Source organism: Achromobacter sp. E1, from assembly GCF_037039475.1.
Lineage (GTDB): Bacteria > Pseudomonadota > Gammaproteobacteria > Burkholderiales > Burkholderiaceae_B > Achromobacter > Achromobacter mucicolens.
The window spans coordinates 5,574,025-5,592,964 of record NZ_CP146253.1 but is presented as its reverse complement, the minus strand read 5'-3'; the positions used below and the strand labels follow the sequence as shown (position 1 = coordinate 5,592,964).

The 18,940-nt window shown below is 66.4% G+C and carries 18 protein-coding genes; 12 read left to right on the top strand and 6 right to left on the bottom strand.

Annotation, left to right across the window (positions count from 1 at the left end):
* Window positions 1–25 precede the first annotated feature (25 nt).
* The 6 genes from V6V88_RS25770 (at window position 26) to V6V88_RS25745 (ending at window position 8,088) form a co-directional block, all read left to right on the top strand.
* Window positions 26–616 (top strand): DUF4390 domain-containing protein, encoded by a 591-nt coding sequence (locus tag V6V88_RS25770; protein ID WP_081100878.1) that lies wholly within the window; start codon window positions 26–28, stop codon window positions 614–616.
* On the top strand, window positions 613–2,928 hold the full coding sequence (locus V6V88_RS25765; RefSeq protein WP_062838965.1) for an ATP-binding protein: 2,316 nt from the start codon (window positions 613–615) through the stop codon (window positions 2,926–2,928). Before V6V88_RS25770 ends, V6V88_RS25765 begins: the two co-directional genes overlap by 4 nt.
* A gap of 11 nt (window positions 2,929–2,939) precedes the next feature.
* Window positions 2,940–3,635, top strand: coding sequence for a response regulator (locus V6V88_RS25760; RefSeq protein ID WP_338616970.1), 696 nt, complete (start codon window positions 2,940–2,942; stop codon window positions 3,633–3,635).
* Window positions 3,632–5,011 carry a Trk system potassium transporter TrkA gene (gene trkA / locus V6V88_RS25755; RefSeq protein WP_062838966.1) on the top strand — a complete coding sequence of 460 codons (1,380 nt, stop codon included), beginning with the start codon at window positions 3,632–3,634 and terminating at the stop codon, window positions 5,009–5,011. The genes V6V88_RS25760 and trkA overlap by 4 nt, the downstream gene beginning before the upstream one ends.
* Window positions 5,012–5,052: 41 nt before the next feature.
* On the top strand, window positions 5,053–6,522 hold the full coding sequence (locus V6V88_RS25750; RefSeq protein WP_062838967.1) for a potassium transporter TrkG: 1,470 nt from the start codon (window positions 5,053–5,055) through the stop codon (window positions 6,520–6,522).
* A 327-nt stretch (window positions 6,523–6,849) separates the two neighbouring features.
* The gene (locus tag V6V88_RS25745) at window positions 6,850–8,088 is read left to right on the top strand and encodes a YbdK family carboxylate-amine ligase (RefSeq protein WP_062838968.1); all 1,239 of its coding nucleotides are present in this window, start codon (window positions 6,850–6,852) and stop codon (window positions 8,086–8,088) included.
* Between the two features lie 25 nt (window positions 8,089–8,113).
* Here the strand turns inward: V6V88_RS25745 and V6V88_RS25740 are convergent, their stop codons facing one another.
* Complete coding sequence (locus V6V88_RS25740) at window positions 8,114–9,049, bottom strand: methyltransferase domain-containing protein (RefSeq protein ID WP_056319728.1); 936 nt, start codon at window positions 9,047–9,049, stop codon at window positions 8,114–8,116.
* 89 nt (window positions 9,050–9,138) lie between these two features.
* On the opposite strand from V6V88_RS25740, the gene V6V88_RS25735 reads away from it, so the two are divergent.
* Window positions 9,139–9,873, top strand: a complete 735-nt coding sequence (locus V6V88_RS25735; protein ID WP_338616966.1) for a ComF family protein — start codon at window positions 9,139–9,141, stop codon at window positions 9,871–9,873.
* A 134-nt stretch (window positions 9,874–10,007) separates the two neighbouring features.
* On the top strand, window positions 10,008–10,478 hold the full coding sequence (locus V6V88_RS25730; RefSeq protein WP_062839053.1) for a tRNA (cytidine(34)-2'-O)-methyltransferase: 471 nt from the start codon (window positions 10,008–10,010) through the stop codon (window positions 10,476–10,478).
* Between the two features lie 22 nt (window positions 10,479–10,500).
* Here V6V88_RS25730 and V6V88_RS25725 read toward each other — a convergent pair whose 3' ends face one another.
* The 5 genes from V6V88_RS25725 to V6V88_RS25705 all read right to left on the bottom strand — a co-directional run bounded on the left by V6V88_RS25725 (window position 10,501) and on the right by V6V88_RS25705 (window position 13,950).
* The gene (locus V6V88_RS25725) at window positions 10,501–11,493 is read right to left on the bottom strand and encodes a tripartite tricarboxylate transporter substrate binding protein (RefSeq protein ID WP_062838971.1); all 993 of its coding nucleotides are present in this window, start codon (window positions 11,491–11,493) and stop codon (window positions 10,501–10,503) included.
* 65 nt (window positions 11,494–11,558) lie between these two features.
* Window positions 11,559–12,626 (bottom strand): NAD(P)H-dependent glycerol-3-phosphate dehydrogenase, encoded by a 1,068-nt coding sequence (locus V6V88_RS25720; protein ID WP_180097274.1) that lies wholly within the window; start codon window positions 12,624–12,626, stop codon window positions 11,559–11,561.
* 17 nt (window positions 12,627–12,643) lie between these two features.
* The gene (gene secB / locus V6V88_RS25715) at window positions 12,644–13,180 is read right to left on the bottom strand and encodes a protein-export chaperone SecB (protein ID WP_062838973.1); all 537 of its coding nucleotides are present in this window, start codon (window positions 13,178–13,180) and stop codon (window positions 12,644–12,646) included.
* Window positions 13,181–13,217: 37 nt separating this feature from the next.
* Window positions 13,218–13,475, bottom strand: a complete 258-nt coding sequence (grxC, locus tag V6V88_RS25710; RefSeq protein WP_056319736.1) for a glutaredoxin 3 — start codon at window positions 13,473–13,475, stop codon at window positions 13,218–13,220.
* A 52-nt stretch (window positions 13,476–13,527) separates the two neighbouring features.
* Entirely contained in the window at window positions 13,528–13,950 is a 423-nt protein-coding gene (locus V6V88_RS25705) for a rhodanese-like domain-containing protein (protein ID WP_056319739.1), read from the bottom strand.
* 214 nt (window positions 13,951–14,164) lie between these two features.
* Between V6V88_RS25705 and gpmA the strand changes: the two genes are divergently transcribed.
* From gpmA to moeB, 4 genes are all read left to right on the top strand, one after another.
* Complete coding sequence (gpmA, locus tag V6V88_RS25700; RefSeq protein ID WP_056319742.1) at window positions 14,165–14,917, top strand: 2,3-diphosphoglycerate-dependent phosphoglycerate mutase; 753 nt, start codon at window positions 14,165–14,167, stop codon at window positions 14,915–14,917.
* Between the two features lie 7 nt (window positions 14,918–14,924).
* Entirely contained in the window at window positions 14,925–16,526 is a 1,602-nt protein-coding gene (locus V6V88_RS25695) for a peptidoglycan DD-metalloendopeptidase family protein (RefSeq protein ID WP_338616962.1), read from the top strand.
* A gap of 136 nt (window positions 16,527–16,662) precedes the next feature.
* Window positions 16,663–18,108 (top strand): S41 family peptidase, encoded by a 1,446-nt coding sequence (locus tag V6V88_RS25690; protein ID WP_223573469.1) that lies wholly within the window; start codon window positions 16,663–16,665, stop codon window positions 18,106–18,108.
* Window positions 18,105–18,863 carry a molybdopterin-synthase adenylyltransferase MoeB gene (gene moeB, locus V6V88_RS25685; protein ID WP_056319748.1) on the top strand — a complete coding sequence of 253 codons (759 nt, stop codon included), beginning with the start codon at window positions 18,105–18,107 and terminating at the stop codon, window positions 18,861–18,863. Before V6V88_RS25690 ends, moeB begins: the two co-directional genes overlap by 4 nt.
* The last annotated feature ends 77 nt before the right edge of the window (window positions 18,864–18,940 follow it).

Genomic DNA, 18,940 nt, shown 5'->3' with positions numbered 1-18,940 from the left:
GGGCATGACGTAGTCCCGGTGCCGTATGTCCATTATTTCGCGCGTATTTCTTGGGTTGTTGCTGGTATCTGCCGTGCTTTTGACCGCGCCGGGCGGCTTGGCGCATGCGTCCGAACCCCGCGTCACCCGGGTGGATCCGGTGGTGCGGGACGGCAACCTCGAAATCGACGCGGATATCGAATTCGAGCTGAATCAGCAGTTGCGCGACGCCGCCCAGCGCGGTGTCGCCTTGTATTTCACGGCCGACCTCACCATCACCCGCGAGCGCTGGTACTGGTTCGACCAGTCGCTGGTGGACACGTCACGCACCTGGCGGGTGGTCTATAACGCGCTGACCCGGCAATGGCGGGCGGGCGTGGGCGAGCTGTCCTTTCCGGTGGCCTCGCTGGACGACGCGATGAGCGCCATCCGGCACATCCGTAATTGGCGGGTGGCAGAGGCGAGCGAGTTTGATGCGGGGTCGGAATACAACGGGCAATTGCGCCTGAGGCTGGATACGTCGCTGCTGCCGCGGCCGTTCCAGGTCAATGCCCTGAACAGCAGTTCGTGGGCGCAGGCGACGCCGTGGATGGACTTCTCGTTCATGTTGGGCGACAAGGAGAAAGATCCCTCATGAGGCTTTTGCTTCGGCTGGCGCTGATGGTCGGCGCCGTGAGCGGTCTGGCGCTGCTGGGCCTTCTGGCCTGGTCCACCGGAAACGCCTCGCGCTTTGCGCGCTACTACGACACGTTGCTGGTCCTGAACGGCATTTTCGCGCTGGCGCTCTTTGTCTGGGTGGTCGCGCTGACGGTGCGGCTGGCCCGGCAGATCCGGCGCCGGCAGTTCGGCGCGCGGCTTACCGCCCGATTTTCCCTGGCGTTCGCCCTGATCGGCGTGGTGCCCGGCGCGCTCATCTACACCGTGTCGGTGCAGTTCATGTCGCGCTCCATCGAATCCTGGTTCAACGTGCGCGTGGATACGGCGCTGGAAGCCGGCCTGAACCTGGGCCGCGCCGCGCTGGATTCGCTGCTGGCGGACCTGGACGCGCGGGCGCGCTCGATGGCCGTCGAGCTGAACCGCAGCACCGACAGCGGCGTGACGCTGGCGCTGACCCGGCTGCGCGAGGCCAATGGCGTGCAGGAAGCCATGGTGTTCACGGGCAGCGGCCGCATGGTGGCATTTTCGACCAGCCAGTATGGGCAACTGCTGCCTGCAATGCCGCCGTCCACGGTGATGAACCAGTTGCGGCTGGCGCGCGGCTACTCGGCGGCCGAAGCCGACGATCCCGTGACGCCGGGCGCCGAGGGCGGCCTGCATCTGCGCGTGGTGATCCCGCTGAACGGCCCGGACCGCTACGACAACCTGCTGGGGCCAGCGTCCGAACCCCGCTGGCTGCAGCTGCTGCAGCCGGTGCCCGAGCAGATCGCGCACAACGCCAACCTCGTGCAACAGGGCTTTCGCGATTACCAGGAGCTGGCGCTGTCGCGGCTGGGCCTGCGCAAGCTCTACGGCATCACGCTGACGCTGGCCCTGCTGCTGGCGGCGTTTGGCGCCATCGCGGTGGCGCTGTCCCTGTCCAAGCGGCTGGTGCGCCCGCTGCTGAGCCTGGCAGGCGGCACGCAGGCGGTGGGCGTGGGCGACTACCGGCCCTTGCCCGAACCGCCGGAACGCGACGAAGTCGGCCAACTCACGCGCTCGTTCAACGCCATGACGCGACAGCTCGACGAGGCGCGCCGCATGGTCGAAAGCAACCGCCAGCAGCTCGAGCGCTCCAACGTGTACCTGGAAAGCGTGCTGTCCAACCTGTCCTCCGGCGTGCTGGTGTTCGATGAAGCCTTCCGCGTCACCACGGTCAACCAGGGCGCCCAGACCATCCTGGGCGCCGACCTGCGTTCGGTGATCGGCCGCCCGCTGGAGACGGCGGACGGCATGCTGGAGTTTGCGAACATCGTGCGTCAGGCGTTTTCCACGCATGCGGCGGTCGGTTCCGAACGCCAGCACTGGCAGCAGCAGTTCGAAATCGCGCCCGCCGCGGTCGAAGGCGAGACCGCATCGCAGCCGCTGACGCTGCTGGCGCGGGGCACGCACCTGCGCGTGGACGGACGCGGCAACGGCTATCTGGTGGTGTTCGACGACATCACCGAAGTCATCTCGGCCAACCGGACGGTGGCGTGGGGCGAGGTGGCGCGTCGTCTGGCCCACGAAATCAAGAATCCGCTGACCCCCATCCAGCTCTCGGCCGAGCGCCTTGCCATGAAGCTGGAAGGCAAGTTGCCGCCCGCCGAGGCCCAGATCGTGGCGCGCTCGACCAACACGATCGTGAACCAGGTGGCGTCGCTCAAGCAGATGGTGGATGACTTCCGCGAATACGCCCGCACGCCGCCGGCCGTCATGCAACGCATCAACTTCAACGCGCTGGTGGCGGACGTGCTGTCGCTGTACGGCTGGGAGCCCGAGGGCGGGTCCTCGCGCCTGACCGAGAAGACCCTGAACCTGGACGTGAGCCTGGCGGCCGGGCTGCCCGACATCGAAGGCGATCCGACCCAGCTTCGGCAGGTGATTCACAACCTGCTGTCGAATGCCCGCGACGCGATCGCGGAACTGGGCGGCCAGGGCCGCGTCAGCGTGACGACGCAGCTCATGCGCAGCGAACAGCCCGATCGCGTGGCCCATCAGGCGCTGCGTTTCACGGTCGCCGACACCGGTCCGGGCTTCCCGCCGCAGGTCATGCAGCGCGCGTTCGAGCCCTACGTAACCACAAAGTCCCACGGGACTGGGTTAGGATTGGCAATCGTCCGCAAGATCGTGGAAGAGCATGGCGGACGTATCGACCTTGCCAACCGCAAGGAAGGAGGGGCGCGGATTTCCATCCTGTTGACCCGGCTCGCGCCCGGGTCCGATACTATGGACGCCACCGCGCAAGAAAAGGATAATGCGGCTACGCAATAGGTGGATGCTTTATGGCCAGAATTCTGGTGGTTGACGACGAAGTCGGTATACGCGAGCTTTTGTCGGAAATCCTTTACGACGAGGGACACACGGTCGAGCTGGCCGAAAACGCGGCGCAAGCGCGCGCTGCCCGTCTTCGCATGCGTCCCGATCTGGTGTTGCTGGACATCTGGATGCCCGACACCGACGGTGTCAGCCTGCTCAAGGAGTGGGGCTCGCAAGGCTTGCTGGACATGCCTGTCATCATGATGAGCGGCCACGCCACCATCGACACGGCAGTCGAAGCCACGCGCATCGGCGCCATGGATTTCCTGGAAAAGCCCATCACGCTGCAGCGTCTGCTCAAGACAGTTGCCGCGGGTCTGGCACGGGGCCGCTTGCCGCATCCGACGCCTGCCGCCGCCAATCCGGCGGTCGCCAGCCCGGTGGTCGCACTGGAAGACGAACTCGATCCGCCGGCCGCGCTGGCTGCCGTGTCGGTCAACGATGCGCCGGCCACCTCCAACGGCCAGCTTGGCAGCATCTCGCTGGACCAGCCGCTGCGCGAGGCGCGCGACGAATTCGAGCGCATCTACTTTGAATACCACCTGGTCAGGGAAAGCCACAGCATGACGCGCGTGTCCGAACGGACAGGGCTGGAACGCACCCACCTTTACCGCAAGCTCAAGCAATTGGGCATCGAGTCCGCGCGCAAGCGCAGCACATGAAGATCCTCATCATGGGCGCTGGTCGCGTGGGCACCAGCGTGGCGGAAAACCTGGTGTCCGAGCAAAACGACATCACGGTCATCGATTCCGACCCTGCGCAACTCAAGTATCTGCAAGAACACTTCGACCTGCGTGTCGTCCTGGGAGACGGCTCGCAGGTGTCGGTGCTTGAAAACGCCGGCGCCGCCGACACCGATCTTTTCATCGCCTGTGCGGCGTCGGACGCCGCCAACATGGTCGCGTGCAAGATTGCGCGCCAGCTCTTCAACGTTCCCCGCCGCATCGCCCGCATCCGTTCGGCCGAGTTTCCCGAGCATCCGGAACTCATGAGCGAAGAAGGCTTCTGCATCGACGCGCTCATCAGCCCTGAACGCAGCGTCACCACCTACCTGCACAGCCTGATCGAATTCCCGGAAGCCCTGCAGGTCGTGGAATTTGCCGAAGGCCGTGTCAGCGTCGTGACGGTGCGCGTGGGGCATGGCAGCCCGATGGCGCATTCGCCGGTCGACAAGCTGCGCGATGTCTGGCCGGACGTGAAGGCGCGCGTGATCGACGTGCTGCGCGGCGGGCGTCCTCTGCGCGCGGGCAGCGGCACCGTCATCGCGCCGGGCGACGAAGTCGTGCTGGTCGTGGATTCCGACCATGCCCGCCGCGCCGTGCGCAAGCTGCGCGACGCGGAGCGGGCCGTGCGCCGCGTGATGATCGCGGGCGGCGGCAATATTGGCCTGCGGCTCGCGCGCCAGCTCGCCGAAGAAAAGTACAGCGTGCGCATCATCGAGCACGACCTGAAACGCTGCGAATACCTGGCGACCCAGTTGCCGGACAGCGTGCTGGTCCTGCACGGCAGCGGCACCGACGAGGCGCTGCTCGAGCGCGAGAACATCGAAGACATGGACACCTGGCTGGCGCTGACCAGCGACGACGAGGACAACATCATGTCGTCGTTGCTGGCCAAGCGGCTGGGCGCGCGCAAGGTGATCGCGCTGATCAACCGGCAGGCGTACGGCGAACTGATGCAGGGCAGCCATATCGACATCGCGGTGTCGCCATCGCAAGCCACCATGAGCGAGCTGCTACGCCACGTGCGCCGCGGCGACGTGGCCGCCGTGCATCGGCTGCGCCAGGGCGTGGCGGAGGCCCTGGAAGCCATTGCCCATGGCGACCGCTCCACGTCCAAGGTGGTGGGCCGCGCGGTGGGCAAGATCAGCCTGCCCAAGGGCGCCAGCATCGGCGCGCTGGTGCGCGGCGAAGAAATCATCCTGCCCGACGCGGATACCGAGATCGAAACGGACGACCATGTCATCGTATTCGTACCCTCGCGAAAGCAGATGCCGCGCGTCGAAAAGCTGTTTCAGGTCTCGGCGTCCTTTTTCTGATGCGCCGCTTTGCCCAACCCCTCGCGGCCGGATAAGTCCCCATGAAGCGCGTCCTGGCCACTTCGTACATTCTGGGGCTCACCATGGTGATGTTTGCCCTCACCATGCTCATCCCGCTAGGCATCGCCTATCTCGGGGCGGATGCGGCCAGAGATGCCTTCCGGGACGGGTTTCTGATCTCGATCGGCATCGGTGGCGGCTTGGTGGCGTTGACGCGTGCAAATCGCAGTGAGCTGCGGGCGCGCGACGGATTTGTCCTGGTGTCGGCAGTATGGGCCGGACTGCCGTTGCTGGCCGCCATCCCGCTGATGCTCTACTTTCATCGCGCCGGCTTGCCGCTGTCATTCACGAGCGCATATTTCGAGGCCATGTCGGGGCTGACCACTACCGGCGCAACGGTCTTGACCAACCTGGATGCCTTGCCGCCATCGATCAACCTGTGGCGTGCCACGCTTGTCTGGATCGGCGGCATGGGGATCCTGGTGTTGGCCGTGGCCATTTTGCCGCTGCTGGGCGTCGGCGGACACCAGGTGGTTCGCGCCGAAACCCCGGGGCCCATGAAGGATGAACGGCTGACTCCGCGCATCGCCAGCACGGCCAAGGCCCTGTACGCGGTGTATTTCGTATTTTCGATCCTCTGTTTCCTGGCCTACCGGCTGGCCGGGCTGTCCTGGTTCGAGGCGTGGTGCCACATGGCCACCACCATGGGGCTGGGCGGTTTTTCCACGTGGGACGATGGCTTCGCGCACTTTGACTCGGTGGCAGTGGAAATCGTGGCCATGGTCTTCATGGTGATTGCCGGGATCAACTTCGCCACCCACTTCAACGCCTTTCGTCAGCGTAGCCCCCGCGCTTACCTGCGCTGTCCCGAGGCAATCCCGTATCTGGCCGTCGTGCTTGGGGCAGGGCTGGTCATCTCCACATTTCTGTATCTGAAAGATGTTTACGCCGATCCGCTTGAGGCGCTTCGGTATGGCATGTTCAATACCATTTCTGTGGCAACCACAACCGGTTACGCAAACACTGACTATGCCCAATGGCCTTTGTTTGCACCGCTGACGATGTTGCTGCTTTCGGGGTTTGCCACGTCTGCCGGGTCCACGGGGGGCGGAATCAAGATGATCCGCGCGATTCTCCTGGTCAAACAGGCACGCAACGAACTCGTCACGATGTTGCATCCGCATGCCGTCAGCCCGGTACGGATCCACGGACGGGCGGTCGAGGGGCGCACCATGTCGTCGGTGCTGGCCTTCATGCTGTTCTACGGCATGACCATTGCCGTGTTCACCAGCCTGCTGCTGTTGTCGGGCCTGGACCCCATCACCGCGTTTTCGGCAGTATTTGCCACGGTGAACAACACGGGCCCCGGCCTGGGCCCTGTCGGGCCGATGGGCAGCTTTGCGGTGCTCTCGGATTTCCAGATCTGGGTGTGCACCTTCGCGATGTTGATCGGCCGCCTGGAATTGATGACCGTGCTGGTCCTGTTCACCCCGATCTTCTGGCGCAAATAGCCGCCGTCCAGCGTCAATTCGATAAGGGATAACCCTAATCAGGGTTATCCCACCCCCTCTCAAAATCCCCGTCAATACTGGCTTTCGGCGCCTGGCGCGGTGGCGACCCGCGCCAATCCTATGCTGTGAGCGCTTGCTTACTTTTCTTCAGAGGGCAAAACCGGATGATTCGCGATGTTGCACACAAATGTCACGATTTTCAATCGTTTTGCCACAAAGCTGCGGCTATCATGCGTTCACAAGCCGCCGTCTAGCGCCCCCCGGGAAGTTGCCGGGCTTCAAGGTCGAACGGCGCATACCCTCATCAAACATTCAAAGGAGTCCGAGATGGAACAAATCCCGTTCATTTCGTCGGCCCCCAACACCCTGGGCATCGAACTTGAGTTGCAACTGATCGACCCCCGCAGTTTTGACCTTGCTGCAGCCTCTGACGAACTGTTGGCTCAGATGGCCAACCATCCTATTGCCGACCGCGTCAAACCCGAAATCACGCGGTCCATGATCGAATTGAACTCCTCGGTGCACGAGCACCCCATGGGCCTTCTGGCCGAAATGCGCGAGATGCGCGACGCCCTGGTTGAAGCGGCCGACGCGGTGGGCGTGTCGGTGGCGGGCGGCGGCGCCCATCCCTTCATGCGCTGGCAGGAACGCTCCATCTCGGATACCCCGCGCTTCCAGTACCTGGCCGAAATGTACGGTTACCTGGCGCGTCAATTTACGGTTTTCGGCCAGCACATCCATCTGGGCGTCAAGAGCGGCGACGATTCCATCAAGCTTTTGCGCCGCCTGTCGCCCTACGTGCCGCATTTCATCGCGCTGTCGGCCTCTTCGCCTTACTGCGAAGGCGTGGACACCCTGTTCTCGTGCTCGCGCCTGAACGCGGTCAACAGCTTCCCGCTCGCCGGGCATATGCCCGCCGAGGTCAAGGACTGGTACCAGTTCGAGGCCCATCTGTCGCAACTGCGCGCCTTCGGCCTGGCCGAAAGCATCAAGGACCTGTACTGGGATATCCGTCCCAAGCCCGAGTACGGGACGGTCGAAATCCGTGTTTGCGACACGCCGCTGACCGTGGAACGCGCCTGCCAGGTGGCGGCGTTTGCCCAGGTGCTGGCGGTGCTGCTGATGCGCGAGGAAGATCCCAGCGACAACGCGTGGCTGTCCTACCGCAGCAACCATTTCCAGGCCTGCCGCTTTGGCCTGCAAGGCAGCTACGTGACGCCGGAAGGGCAACGCGTGCGCCTGATCGACCATCTGCGTGCGCTGTTCCAGCGCCTGATGCCGGTGGCCGAGGAACTGGGCACGGGCGACATGATCGCCGCCCTGCGCGACGATGCCATGCGTGCCGGCAACGATGCCCGCTGGCTGCGCAGCCAGTATCACCGCCTGCGCGACCTGCCGCTGGTGGTGGAGGCCATGTCCAATGCCTGGCGCGGCACGGCGGCTCCCGTCGCGCCGCCCGCGGAGCCCACTGCGGTGCTGCGCCGCCGGATCCGGGCGACGTCCGAGCCCATGCAGAGCCTGGCCGCTTCCGAGCCCGGCGTCATCGTGCCCGAACGGCTGCACTAGAAGTGCCAGCGGCGGGGCCCCCGTGTCAGGGGGCGCCGCGGTGCCGGCCGCCGATCGCGCTGACGGACAGGCGGGTTTCTCCCGCCACGGTCCGATGCGCGGCGGCGCGCCAGGCGTGGCCGTACGCCACCTCGATGCTCAGCACGATCAGACCATCGGCATTGCGCTGCGCTTCCAGCGCGGCGCACAGGCGGTCGCGCCAATCCCGTCCCACCAACCCGCCGCGGCGGCCTTCGGCCGGGTTTCCGCCCAGCGCTCGCACATCCTGCAGCAGCTTTTCCGGGCTGCGATAGGTCAGGGTCAGGATTTCCTGGTCCATGACCGGATCCGCGAAGCCGTTCTCCACCAGCAGGTCGCCGAAGTCGTGCATGTCCACGAAGGACGGCGTGGCGGTGCGCAGGCCCGCGTCGGCCACCGCCTGGCGCAGTTCGCGCAGGGTGGCCGGTCCCAGACAGGAGAACATCGCCAAGCCGCCCACTTTCAGGATGCGGCGCCATTCGGCCAGCACGGCGTGCGGTTCGCGGTGCCAGTGCATGGCCATGTTCGACCACACCAGCTCCAGCGATTCGGGGGGCAGGCCGGTATTGGCCAGATCCGCGTTGACGAACGCGGGGGCGGCGGGGCCGCGGCGCGCCAGCTTGCCGATCCAGGCCGACAGGCCGCCCGGCGCGTGGCGCTTGCGCGCTTGGCTGAGCAGCGGCTCACAGTTGTCCAGGCCGGTATAGGCGGCATCCGGGTAGCGCTCGCGCAGCAGCGGCAGGTTGTCGCCGGCGCCGCAGCCCGCGTCCAGCAATGCTTGCGGCTGCACGCGGATGTACTGCAGGCGGCCGAGCATGCGGCGCGCCACCTCGCCATAAAGGAATTGGGCGTCAGCCAGGTCGCCGCGGCGCGCGAATTGGCGCGGCACGTCGGCGCTGACGAGGGGCAGGGAGGGGGGCGTTGCGGTTTCTGGCAGGGACATTTCGGTCGCGCCCGCGGGATCGCCCGGGGCGGAGCATGGTTTGATCTGGGATGGCACACATTATTGCGCATCCCGGCCGCAGGCTCCGATTGCCCCTACTGGACATGGGGCGACGGCTGCTGTCGCGCGTGGGCGGCGATTGCCCGTTATGCGGCGCACGGGTCGCGGGGGCGCGGTTGTGCGCCGGCTGCCAGGCCGACATCCTGGCGGGGCCGCCGGGCACATCGGCCAGATGCCCGCAGTGCGCGCTTCGCCTCAAAGGCGGCGGGCAGCATTGCGCGGCCTGCCTGGCGGCGCCGCGCCCATTCAGCCGGACCGTCGCGGCCTTTGACTACGCGCCGCCCGGCGACTCGCTGATTCTGATGCTCAAGACGCAGTTGCGGCTCAGCATGGCGCCGGTGCTGGCGCGGCTGATGGCGCACGCGCTGCTGGCGGCGGACGGGGCAGCCAGTCCGGGCGCGGGCGCCTGGCCTGCCGATCTGCTCCTGGTCCCCATCCCGGCCAGCCGCACGTCGCTGCGCCAGCGCGGCATGAACCCGGCGGCCGAGATCGCGCGCAGCCTGGCGGCCGAACTGTCGCTGCCCGCGCCGCGCCTTGCCCTGGCGCGGCGGCGCGAGACGCCCCGGCAGGCCACGCTGGACCGGCGCGCCAGGCAGCGCGGGGCCGCGGGTCTTTTCACCTGCACCGGCAACGTTCTTGGCCGGCATGTGGCGGTGGTGGACGACGTGATGACCACCGGCAGCACCGCTGGGGCTGCAGCGGCGGCCCTGATGGCGGCGGGCGCGGCCAGCGTCACGGTGCTGGTGGCCGCGCGCACGCCATGACGCCGGATTGCATCGGCCGGTGTCCAGGCCCGGCCGACACGATGGCCCGCCGCGCGCCGGCCCATCCAGGCAAATCGGCGACAATCACGCCTGCGGCCGCTTCCGGCCGCACGCCTTTTCATCTTCCCTGCGCCATGTTCCACGTCATTCTTGTCTGCCCGGAGATCCCGCCCAACACGGGCAACGCCATTCGCTTGTGCGCCAATACCGGCGCGCAGCTGCATCTGGTGCGGCCGTTAGGGTTTGAACTGGATGACGCCCGCATGCGGCGGGCCGGGTTGGACTATCACGAGTGGCAACCCGTGCGCGTGCACGACACGCTGCGCGAGGCGCTGGAAGAGACCGGCGCGGCCGCGTCCAGCATCTATGCGCTGACCACGCACGCGCAGCGCAGCGTGGCCGACGTCAGTTTCAAGCCGGGGGATGTGTTCGTGTTTGGCCGCGAAAGCGCCGGCCTGTCCGACGAGCACCAGGCGATGTTTCCGCCCCAGCAGCGGCTGCGGCTGCCGATGCGCGCCGGCCAGCGCAGCCTGAACCTGTCGAATGCCGTGGCGGTCACGGTGTTCGAGGCCTGGCGCCAGCAGGGTTACGAAGGGGGCGCATAGCGCCGCCCTTCGGCCGGGAAGCTCAGTCCAGCGACAGCTTGAGCTTGTCGATCACCAGGTCCCAACGCGCCTTTTCATTCTTGATGCGGGCGGTCAGGGCTTCCGGGGTGGACGGGGCGGGCGTGAAGTATTGCAGCGCGAGCTGCTTGCGCACGGCATCGCTGTTGATGATGCGCGCCAGTTCGCTATTGAGCCGTTCAACGATCGGCGTGGGCGTGCCGGCCGGCGCCAGGATCGCATTCCACGAGATAGCCTCGAAATCCGGATAGCCTTGCGAGGCCATGGTCGGCACGCCGGGCAGGGCGTCGCTGGGCTGCAGGCTTGTCACGGCCAGCAGCTTGACCTTGCCGTCGCGCGCCTGCGGCACGGCGATCGCCGGCACCATGAAGCCCGCCTGCACGTCGCCGCCGATGATGGCGGTGATGACCTGGGGAAAGCCGGAGTACGGGATGTGCGCCAGGTCCACGCCCGCGCTCTCCTTGAACATTTCCATGGCCAGGTGGGCCGAGCTGCCCGGGCCGACCGACCCGTAGTTCAGCGAATTGCCGCGGCCCTTGACCAGCTTGACGAAGTCCTGGACGTTGTCGACCTTCAGGCTACCCGGCACCACCAGCACGTTGGGGCTGGTGCCCACCAGCGACACCGGCTCCAGATCGGTCAGGGGGTCGTAGCCCAGCGTCTTCTTGTATAGGGTGGGGGCGGTGACCAGCGGGCCGTTGATCGTGTAGAGCAGCGTGTAGCCGTCGGGCTTGGCCTGCGCCACCATGCGCGTGCCGATGTTGCCGCCCGCGCCCGGCTTGTTTTCGATCACGATGGGCTGACCCAGGGCCTGGGAAAGCGGCTCGGAAATCGTGCGCGCCAGGATGTCGGGAGACGAGCCCGGCGGGAAGGGCACCACCATGTGGATCGGGCGCTCAGGCCAGTCGGCATGGGCGGCAAAGGGCACGATGGCGGCCAGGCTCAGGCAAAGGCCACGCAGCAGCGGGCCGACCCGGAACTTGCGGGTTTGCGTCATGAAGGATGTCTCCTCGGGGTGGGTGTCGTGTGTTGTTGTCGGAGCGGAATGGACAGAGGCGCGGTCTAGGCGGCGCCGAAGGCCTCGCCGGAGCCGGACCCTTCGTAACGGGCGTCCCGCGCCAGCAGGGCCGAGACGGCCGTCATGGGCGCCACGCCTTCGAACAGCACGGCGCACACGGCTTCGGTAATGGGCAATTCGACATTGATGGCGCGGGCGCGTTCCAGCGCGGCGCGGGCGCAGCGCACGCCCTCGGCGGTGATGCCGCTGGCCAGGATGTCGGCCAGCTTGCGGCCGGCGCCGATCTCCAGGCCCACGCGCCGGTTGCGCGATAGCTCGCCCGTGGCGGTCAGCACCAGATCGCCCAGGCCGGTCAGCCCGGCGAAGGTTTCGGCCTGCGCGCCCAGCGCGACGCCAAAACGGGTCATCTCGGCCAGGCCGCGGGTAATCAGGGCCGCGCGGGCATTGGTGCCCAGCGCAAGGCCGTCGCAGATGCCGCAGGCAACCGCGATCACGTTCTTTAGCGCGCCGCCCACCTCGACGCCGACCAGGTCGGTGCTGGCGTAGACCCGCAGCGCCGCGCCATGGAACGCCGCGGTCGTGACCTCGCGCAGCGCGGGGCTGCTGCTGGCGACCGTCAGTGCGACGGGCAGGCCTTGCGCGACCTCGCGAGCGAACGAGGGGCCTGACAAGGCGCCGCCCGTTGCGCCGGGCAGGGCCTCGCGCATGATTTCGTGGGGCAGCCTGGCCGTGTCGGCTTCAAAGCCCTTGCACGTCCAGACGATGGGGGTGTCCTGCAGGCCCAGGGCGGGCAGCCGTTGCGACAGCGCCTCGCAGATGGACATGAGACCCGCGACGGGCACGCCCAACACGATCAGCGGGCGCGCGGCGTCGTCCTGCAAGGTGCGCAGCGTGGCGTCCAGATCGGCGGAAAACTGCAGCGTCTTGGGCAGGGAAATGCCCGCCAGATAGCGGGCATTTTCGTGGGTGGCGGCCATGGCGGCCGCTTGCGCGGCTTCGCGCGCCCAAAGCTGGGTGGGGTGGCGGCGGCTGGCGGCCGCCGCCAGCGCGGTGCCCCAACTGCCCGCACCCAGGACGGCGACGCGCAGGCGCGGCTCGGCGGGTTGGTTCATGGGGCGCCGCGGGGTGCTTACTGGCGGGTCGCGCCGGGGGGCAGGATGATGCCCGAGTCGCCGCCGCTACCATTGGCGCCGCCAGCCTGCTGCTGTTGCAGTTCGGCGATGCGCTGTTCGTACAGGGCCTGGAAGTTAACTTCGGTCAGGTGCAGCGGGGGCATCGAGGTGCGGGTGATCGCGTCGGCGATGTTGGCGCGCAGGTACGGGTAGAGCATCGTGGGGCAGACAATGCCCAGCAGCGGATCAAGCTGTTCTTCGGGGATGTTGGCCGCTTCGAAGATGCCGGCTTGCGTGCCTTCGACCAGGTACACGACCTTGTCGTTGATGCGCGTGGTGACGGTGACGGTGACCGTGGTTTCGAACACGGTTTCGGCCAGGCGCTGACCGCCCACGGTGATGCTCACCTCGACCTGGGGCGCTTCCTGCTCCAGGAACACGTGAGGCGCGTTAGGCATTTCCAGCGAGAGGTCTTTCAGGTAGACGCGCTGCAGATTGAACGAGGGCGCGTCGTTGCCGCCTTCTTGCTGGGAGTTTTGGTCTTGATCAGCCATGAGTGTTTCCGTTGGTGGGAGAGGCAAAAAGGGGCGATTAGCCGTTCAGCAAGGGGGTGAGTCCACCCGAGCGGTCCAGGGCCATCAGGTCGTCGCAACCGCCGACATGGGTATCGCCGATGAAGATCTGCGGGACGGTGCGCCGGCCGGTGCGTTCGATCATGACATCGCGCTGGGACGGTTCCCGGTCGATCTGGATGATTTCCAGGTCGGTTACGCCGCGCTGCTCGAGCAGCGACTTGGCGCGGGCGCAATAAGGGCAGTAGTCCTTGCTGTACATGACGACTTTGTTCATAGGGCGCTCCTGTGGGTACAAGAATTGGTAGATGGGGGCGAGTCCGCCCGCTTCAACCCTTCTGGGTGACCGGCAGGCTGGCGGCGGACCAGGCGCGCATGCCGCCTTCCAGCGGCACGACGTCGGTAAAGCCCTGAGCGCGCAGCTTGGCGGCGGCGCGAGCCGAATCGCGGCCATTGTCGCAAACCACCACGAGCGGCTTGTTCTTGGGCAGCGAGCTGGCCTTCTGCTCGATGTCGGCTGCCGGCACGTTTCGTGCCTGGGCGATGTGGCCGGCCTGGAATTGCTCGGCAGGGCGCACGTCGACCCACACGGCATTGCGCTGGTTGACCATCTGGATGGCTTCATTCGTGCTGATGGCGGATCCGGTACGGCCCTTGCGCAGGGCCGGAATGATCAGCATCACGCCGGACACCACGGCGACGGCGACAATGAAAATGTTGTTTTTATCGAGCAAGAATTGCAAAAGGTCCACGAAGGCTTCCTGTAGTACGTCGGCTGGCGCTACGCCGGCTTGCATGTCGGCAAGTCCGCCGGCCAGCCGGGTAGGGGCGAACCCTGATGCATCGCGTCCAGGACATGGACGCGGTGCGCCGGGGCAGAATCACGGGCAAAATCACTCAATTATAAAATGAGCCCATTCCTTAACCATCCTCCAACTTTAACCCGCGCTGCGGGCGCCCCAAACCATGCACAAACTCGTACTGATGCGCCACGGTGAAAGCCAGTGGAATCTGGAAAACCGTTTCACCGGCTGGACCGACGTCGACCTGACTGACACGGGCCGCGAACAGGCCCGCAAGGCGGGCGAACTGCTCAAAAAGGAAGGTTTCGCCTTTGACCTGGCCTACACCTCCGTGCTCAAGCGCGCCATTCGCACCCTGTGGATCGCGCTGGACGCCATGGACGCCATGTACACCCCGGTCGGCGTGAACTGGCGCCTGAACGAGCGCCACTACGGCGCCCTGCAAGGCCTGAACAAGTCCGAAACGGCCGCCAAGTACGGCGACGAACAGGTGCTGATCTGGCGCCGCGCCTACGCCATCGCCCCGGAACCGTTGTCCCTGGACGACGAACGCCACCCGCGTTTCGACAGCCGCTACGCCAAGATTCCGGCCGACCAGCTGCCCGCCACCGAGTGCCTGAAGGACACCGTGGCCCGCGTGCTGCCGTTCTGGAACGAATCGATCGCCCCGGCCATCCGTTCCGGCCGCAAGGTGCTGATTGCCGCCCACGGCAACAGCCTGCGCGCCCTGATCAAGCATCTGGACAACGTGTCGGACGACGACATCGTCAACCTGAACATCCCGACCGGCCAGCCGCTCGTCTATGAACTGGATGATGACCTGCGCCCGATCCGCCACTATTATCTGGGCGATGCCGCCGAGATCGAGGCGGCCATGGCTGCGGTTGCAGCCCAGGGCAAGGCCAAGAAGGACTGATATCTCTATGCGTCGCACGGCGGGGTTGTTGTTGGCGGTCATGTTGGCCAGTGGGACGCTGCCTGCGCGCGCCGCGCCCAGCGACCTTGCCGGGCGTCAGTCCGATGCCGAGAAACAGCAGGCCGCCTTGCGTGACCGCATCGAGAGTCTGCAAAAGGAAATCGACGACCGCGAGGCCGCCCGCAAAGAGGCGGCCGACGCGCTCAAGCAGTCGGAATCGTCCATTTCCCGGATCAACCTGCGCCTGAAGGAACTGGCCGAGGCCAACCGCAAGGCGACAGCCGACCTCGCGTCGCTGGAAAAGCAGATCACCGCGCAGGAGGCCGTGCTGGCCAAGCGCCGCGTCGAACTGGCCGACCAGCTGCGCACCCAATACACCAGCGGCCTGTCGCCCTGGACGGCGCTGCTCTCCGGCGACGATCCCCAGGTGCTGGGCCGCAATCTGGGCTATCTGGACTATGTGTCCCGCGCCCGGGCCGACGCTGTCAAAGCCTTGCGGGCCGACATCGACCGCCTGGCGGCGTTGCAAGCCCGCGCGGATGAACGCCGCGCCGAAATCGAAAAAGGGGTCGCCGAGACCTCCGAACAGAAAACCGCGCTGGTCGCGCAGCAAAAAGAGCGCGCCAGCCTGCTGGCCCAGCTGGAAGGGCAGATCGCCGCCCAGCGCGCCGAGGCCAACAAGCTCGGGCGTGACGACCAGCGCCTGTCGCGGCTCATCACCGATCTGGACGCGGCGATTGCCAAGCAGATCGAGGAAGCGCGCAAGGCGGAAGAGGCGCGCAAGCGCGCCGAGGAAGTCCGCCGGGCCGAGGAAGCGCGGCGTGCGGCCGAGGAAGCCCGCCGCGTGGCTGAAGAAACCAGGAAGCGCGCCGAGGCTGAACGCCGCGCGCAGGACGCCCGACGCAAGGCCGAGGCCGACCGCAAGGTCGCCGAGGACGGCGCCCGCCGCGACAACGAAGCCCGCGAGGCAGCCCAGGCGCGCGAACAGGTCGAGGCGGCCGCCCGCCAGAATCGGGGCCCTGTGGCCGTGGCCGACCCGGATGCCGCCGGATTGCGTCCCGCCGAGCAGCGCCAGACCCGCATTGGCGGCCCTGCCGATACGCCGGCGCAAACAAAGCCTGCTGAACCGCCCAAAAAGACGGAACCGATTGACGAGCCCGCCACTCCAACGCGCAGTGCATCGGCTCAGCAGACCGCAAAGGCGCCGCCCGTGGGCGGCGGCAGTGGTCTGCGGCACGGGCTGACCATGCCGGTGCGCGGCCAGGTGCAGGGCAGGTTCGGGGTGGATCGCCCGGACGGAGGCGTATGGCGGGGCGTGGTGCTGCGCGCGCCAGAAGGGACGCCCGTCAAGGTGGTGGCCCCCGGTACTGTGGTTTACGCCGATTGGCTGCGCGGCTTTGGCAACCTGATCATTGTGGATCATGGCCAGCAGTACCTGACCGTCTATGCTTACAACCAGAGCCTGCTCAAACGGGTGGGCGATCCGGTGGCTGGCGGCGATACTATTGCAACCGTCGGCGCGACCGGCGGCCAAGTGGAATCCGGCCTATACTTTGAAATTCGCCATCGTGGCGCTCCAGTGGACCCGGCCCAATGGCTGGCACAGTAGATGTAGGTCGGCCGGTCGTGCACCGGTTTGCTGGGATGCGATCGGCGCAGATGCTGTCGGTAAATGAATGTCGTTGGAAAAATACCGTTGGTAAATTACCAAACCCATCGGCGAAAACAAAATTCGGGAAGTGTGCATGGGCACTCGTAAGTTTCGCGGTTTCGGTCTGATTGCCATCGGTGCGGTGGCTGGCGTGTTGCTCAGTGTTGGCGTGACTGCGGTCGCCCAGCGCGGCAGCCCCCTGCCTCTGGACGAGCTCAGGCAACTGAGCAATGTGTTTGCCGCCATCAAGAACAACTACGTCGAGGCCGTCGACGACAAGACCCTGATCGACAATGCCATCTCCGGCATGGTGTCGAACCTGGATCCCCACTCCGCCTATCTGGATGCCGACGCGTTCCGCGAGATGCAGACCGCGACGCAAGGCGAGTTCGGCGGCCTGGGCATCGAGGTCGGCGCCGAAGACGGCTTCGTGAAGGTCATCTCGCCCATCGAAGACACGCCCGCCGCCCGCGCGGGCGTCATGGCTGGCGACCTCATCATCAAGATCGACGACACGCCCACCAAGGGCATGACCCTGAACGACGCGGTCAAGCTCATGCGCGGCGCGCCCAAGTCGCCCATCACCCTGACGATCATGCGCGCCGACCGGCCGCAGCCGATCGTCGTGAAGATCGTGCGCGACATCATCAAGGTGCGCAGCGTGCGCAGCAAGATGCTGGACAACGGCATCGCCTACGTGCGCGTCGCCCAGTTCCAGGAAAAGACCGGCGCCGATCTCGCCCGCCAGCTCAAGGAGCTGGGCGCGAAGGAACCGCCCAAGGGCCTCGTGCTGGACCTGCGCAATGACCCGGGTGGCCTGTTGACCAGCGCCATTGGCGTGTCCGGCGCGTTCCTGCCGCCCGATACGCTAATCGTGTCCACGGACGGCCGCACCCCGGACGCCCGCCACAAGTACCTGGCCACGCCGTCGGAATACGCTCGCGGCGAAAGCAACTACCTGTCCGGCCTGCCGGCCTGGACCAAGACGGTCCCGATGGTGGTGCTGGTGAACGTGGGCTCGGCTTCGGCATCCGAAATCGTGGCCGGCGCGCTGCAGGACCACAAGCGCGCCAAGGTGCTGGGCAACCGCACGTTCGGCAAGGGCTCGGTGCAGGTGATCCTGCCGCTGTCCGAATCCACCGCGGTCAAGCTCACCACGTCGCGCTACTTCACGCCCAGCGGCCGCTCCATCCAGGCGACCGGCATCGAACCGGACTACGTCGTTGCCGACACGGCCGACGGCGACCTGTTCCGCCTGCCGCGCGAAGCCGACCTGCAACGCCACCTGTCGAACCAGCAGACCACCAACGAGATCAAGTCCAGCGCTGACCAGGACAACGTGGAACTGCCGGCCAAGGTGTTTGAATTCGGCGGCAAGGACGACTTCCAGCTTCAGCAGGCGCTGAACCTGCTGGCCGGCAAGCCGGTGCAGAAGGGCTCGGCCCGCGCCCAGGCCAAGGCTGACGCCAAGGCCGGCGGCGGGACGCCCCAGCGCATGAAGATCACGCCGACCGGAGTCGAGCCCAGCAAGGACAAATGAACGACGAGCAACTGCTGCGCTACGCCCGCCACATCCTGCTGGACGAACTCGGGATCGAAGGGCAGGAAAAACTGCTGGCGGCGCGTGTGCTCATCGTGGGGGCGGGCGGATTGGGTTCGCCCGCCGCGCTCTACCTGGCCACTGCTGGCGTGGGCGACATCACGCTGGCCGACGACGACGTCGTCGAACTGAGCAATCTGCAACGCCAGATCCTGCACACCACCGCCAGCGTCGGCCGTCCCAAGGCCGAGTCCGGCCGCGACATGCTGGGCGCCTTCAATCCGCAGACCCGCGTTCATGCCCGGGTCGAGCGCTTGAAGGACCAGGCCCTGTCCGACGCGGTCGCCCAGGCGGACCTGGTGCTGGACTGCACCGACAACTTCACCACCCGTCACGCCATCAATCGCGCCTGCGTGCAGCATCGCAAGCCGCTGGTTTCGGGCGCCGCGATCCGCTTTGACGGCCAGGTCAGCGTCTACGATCTGCGCGACGACAACGCACCGTGCTATCACTGCCTGTTTCCCGAAGCCGACGACGTCGAGGAAGCCAACTGCGCCACCATGGGCGTGTTCGCGCCGGTGGTCGGCATCATCGGCAGCATGCAGGCCGCCGAAGCCCTGAAGCTGCTGTCCGGGGTGGGCGAAAGCCTGTCCGGACGCCTGCTCTGGCTGGACGTGCGCACCATGCAATGGCGCAGCGTCAACGTGCAGCGCGACCCGGAATGCACGGTTTGCGGGCACCGCGCGCACGGGTAAAGACCGCCCGTATTGCACCCAAGGACAATACTAAAGGTTTCAAATACCTGCTATAACGCCAGCCAGCCTACTGAATT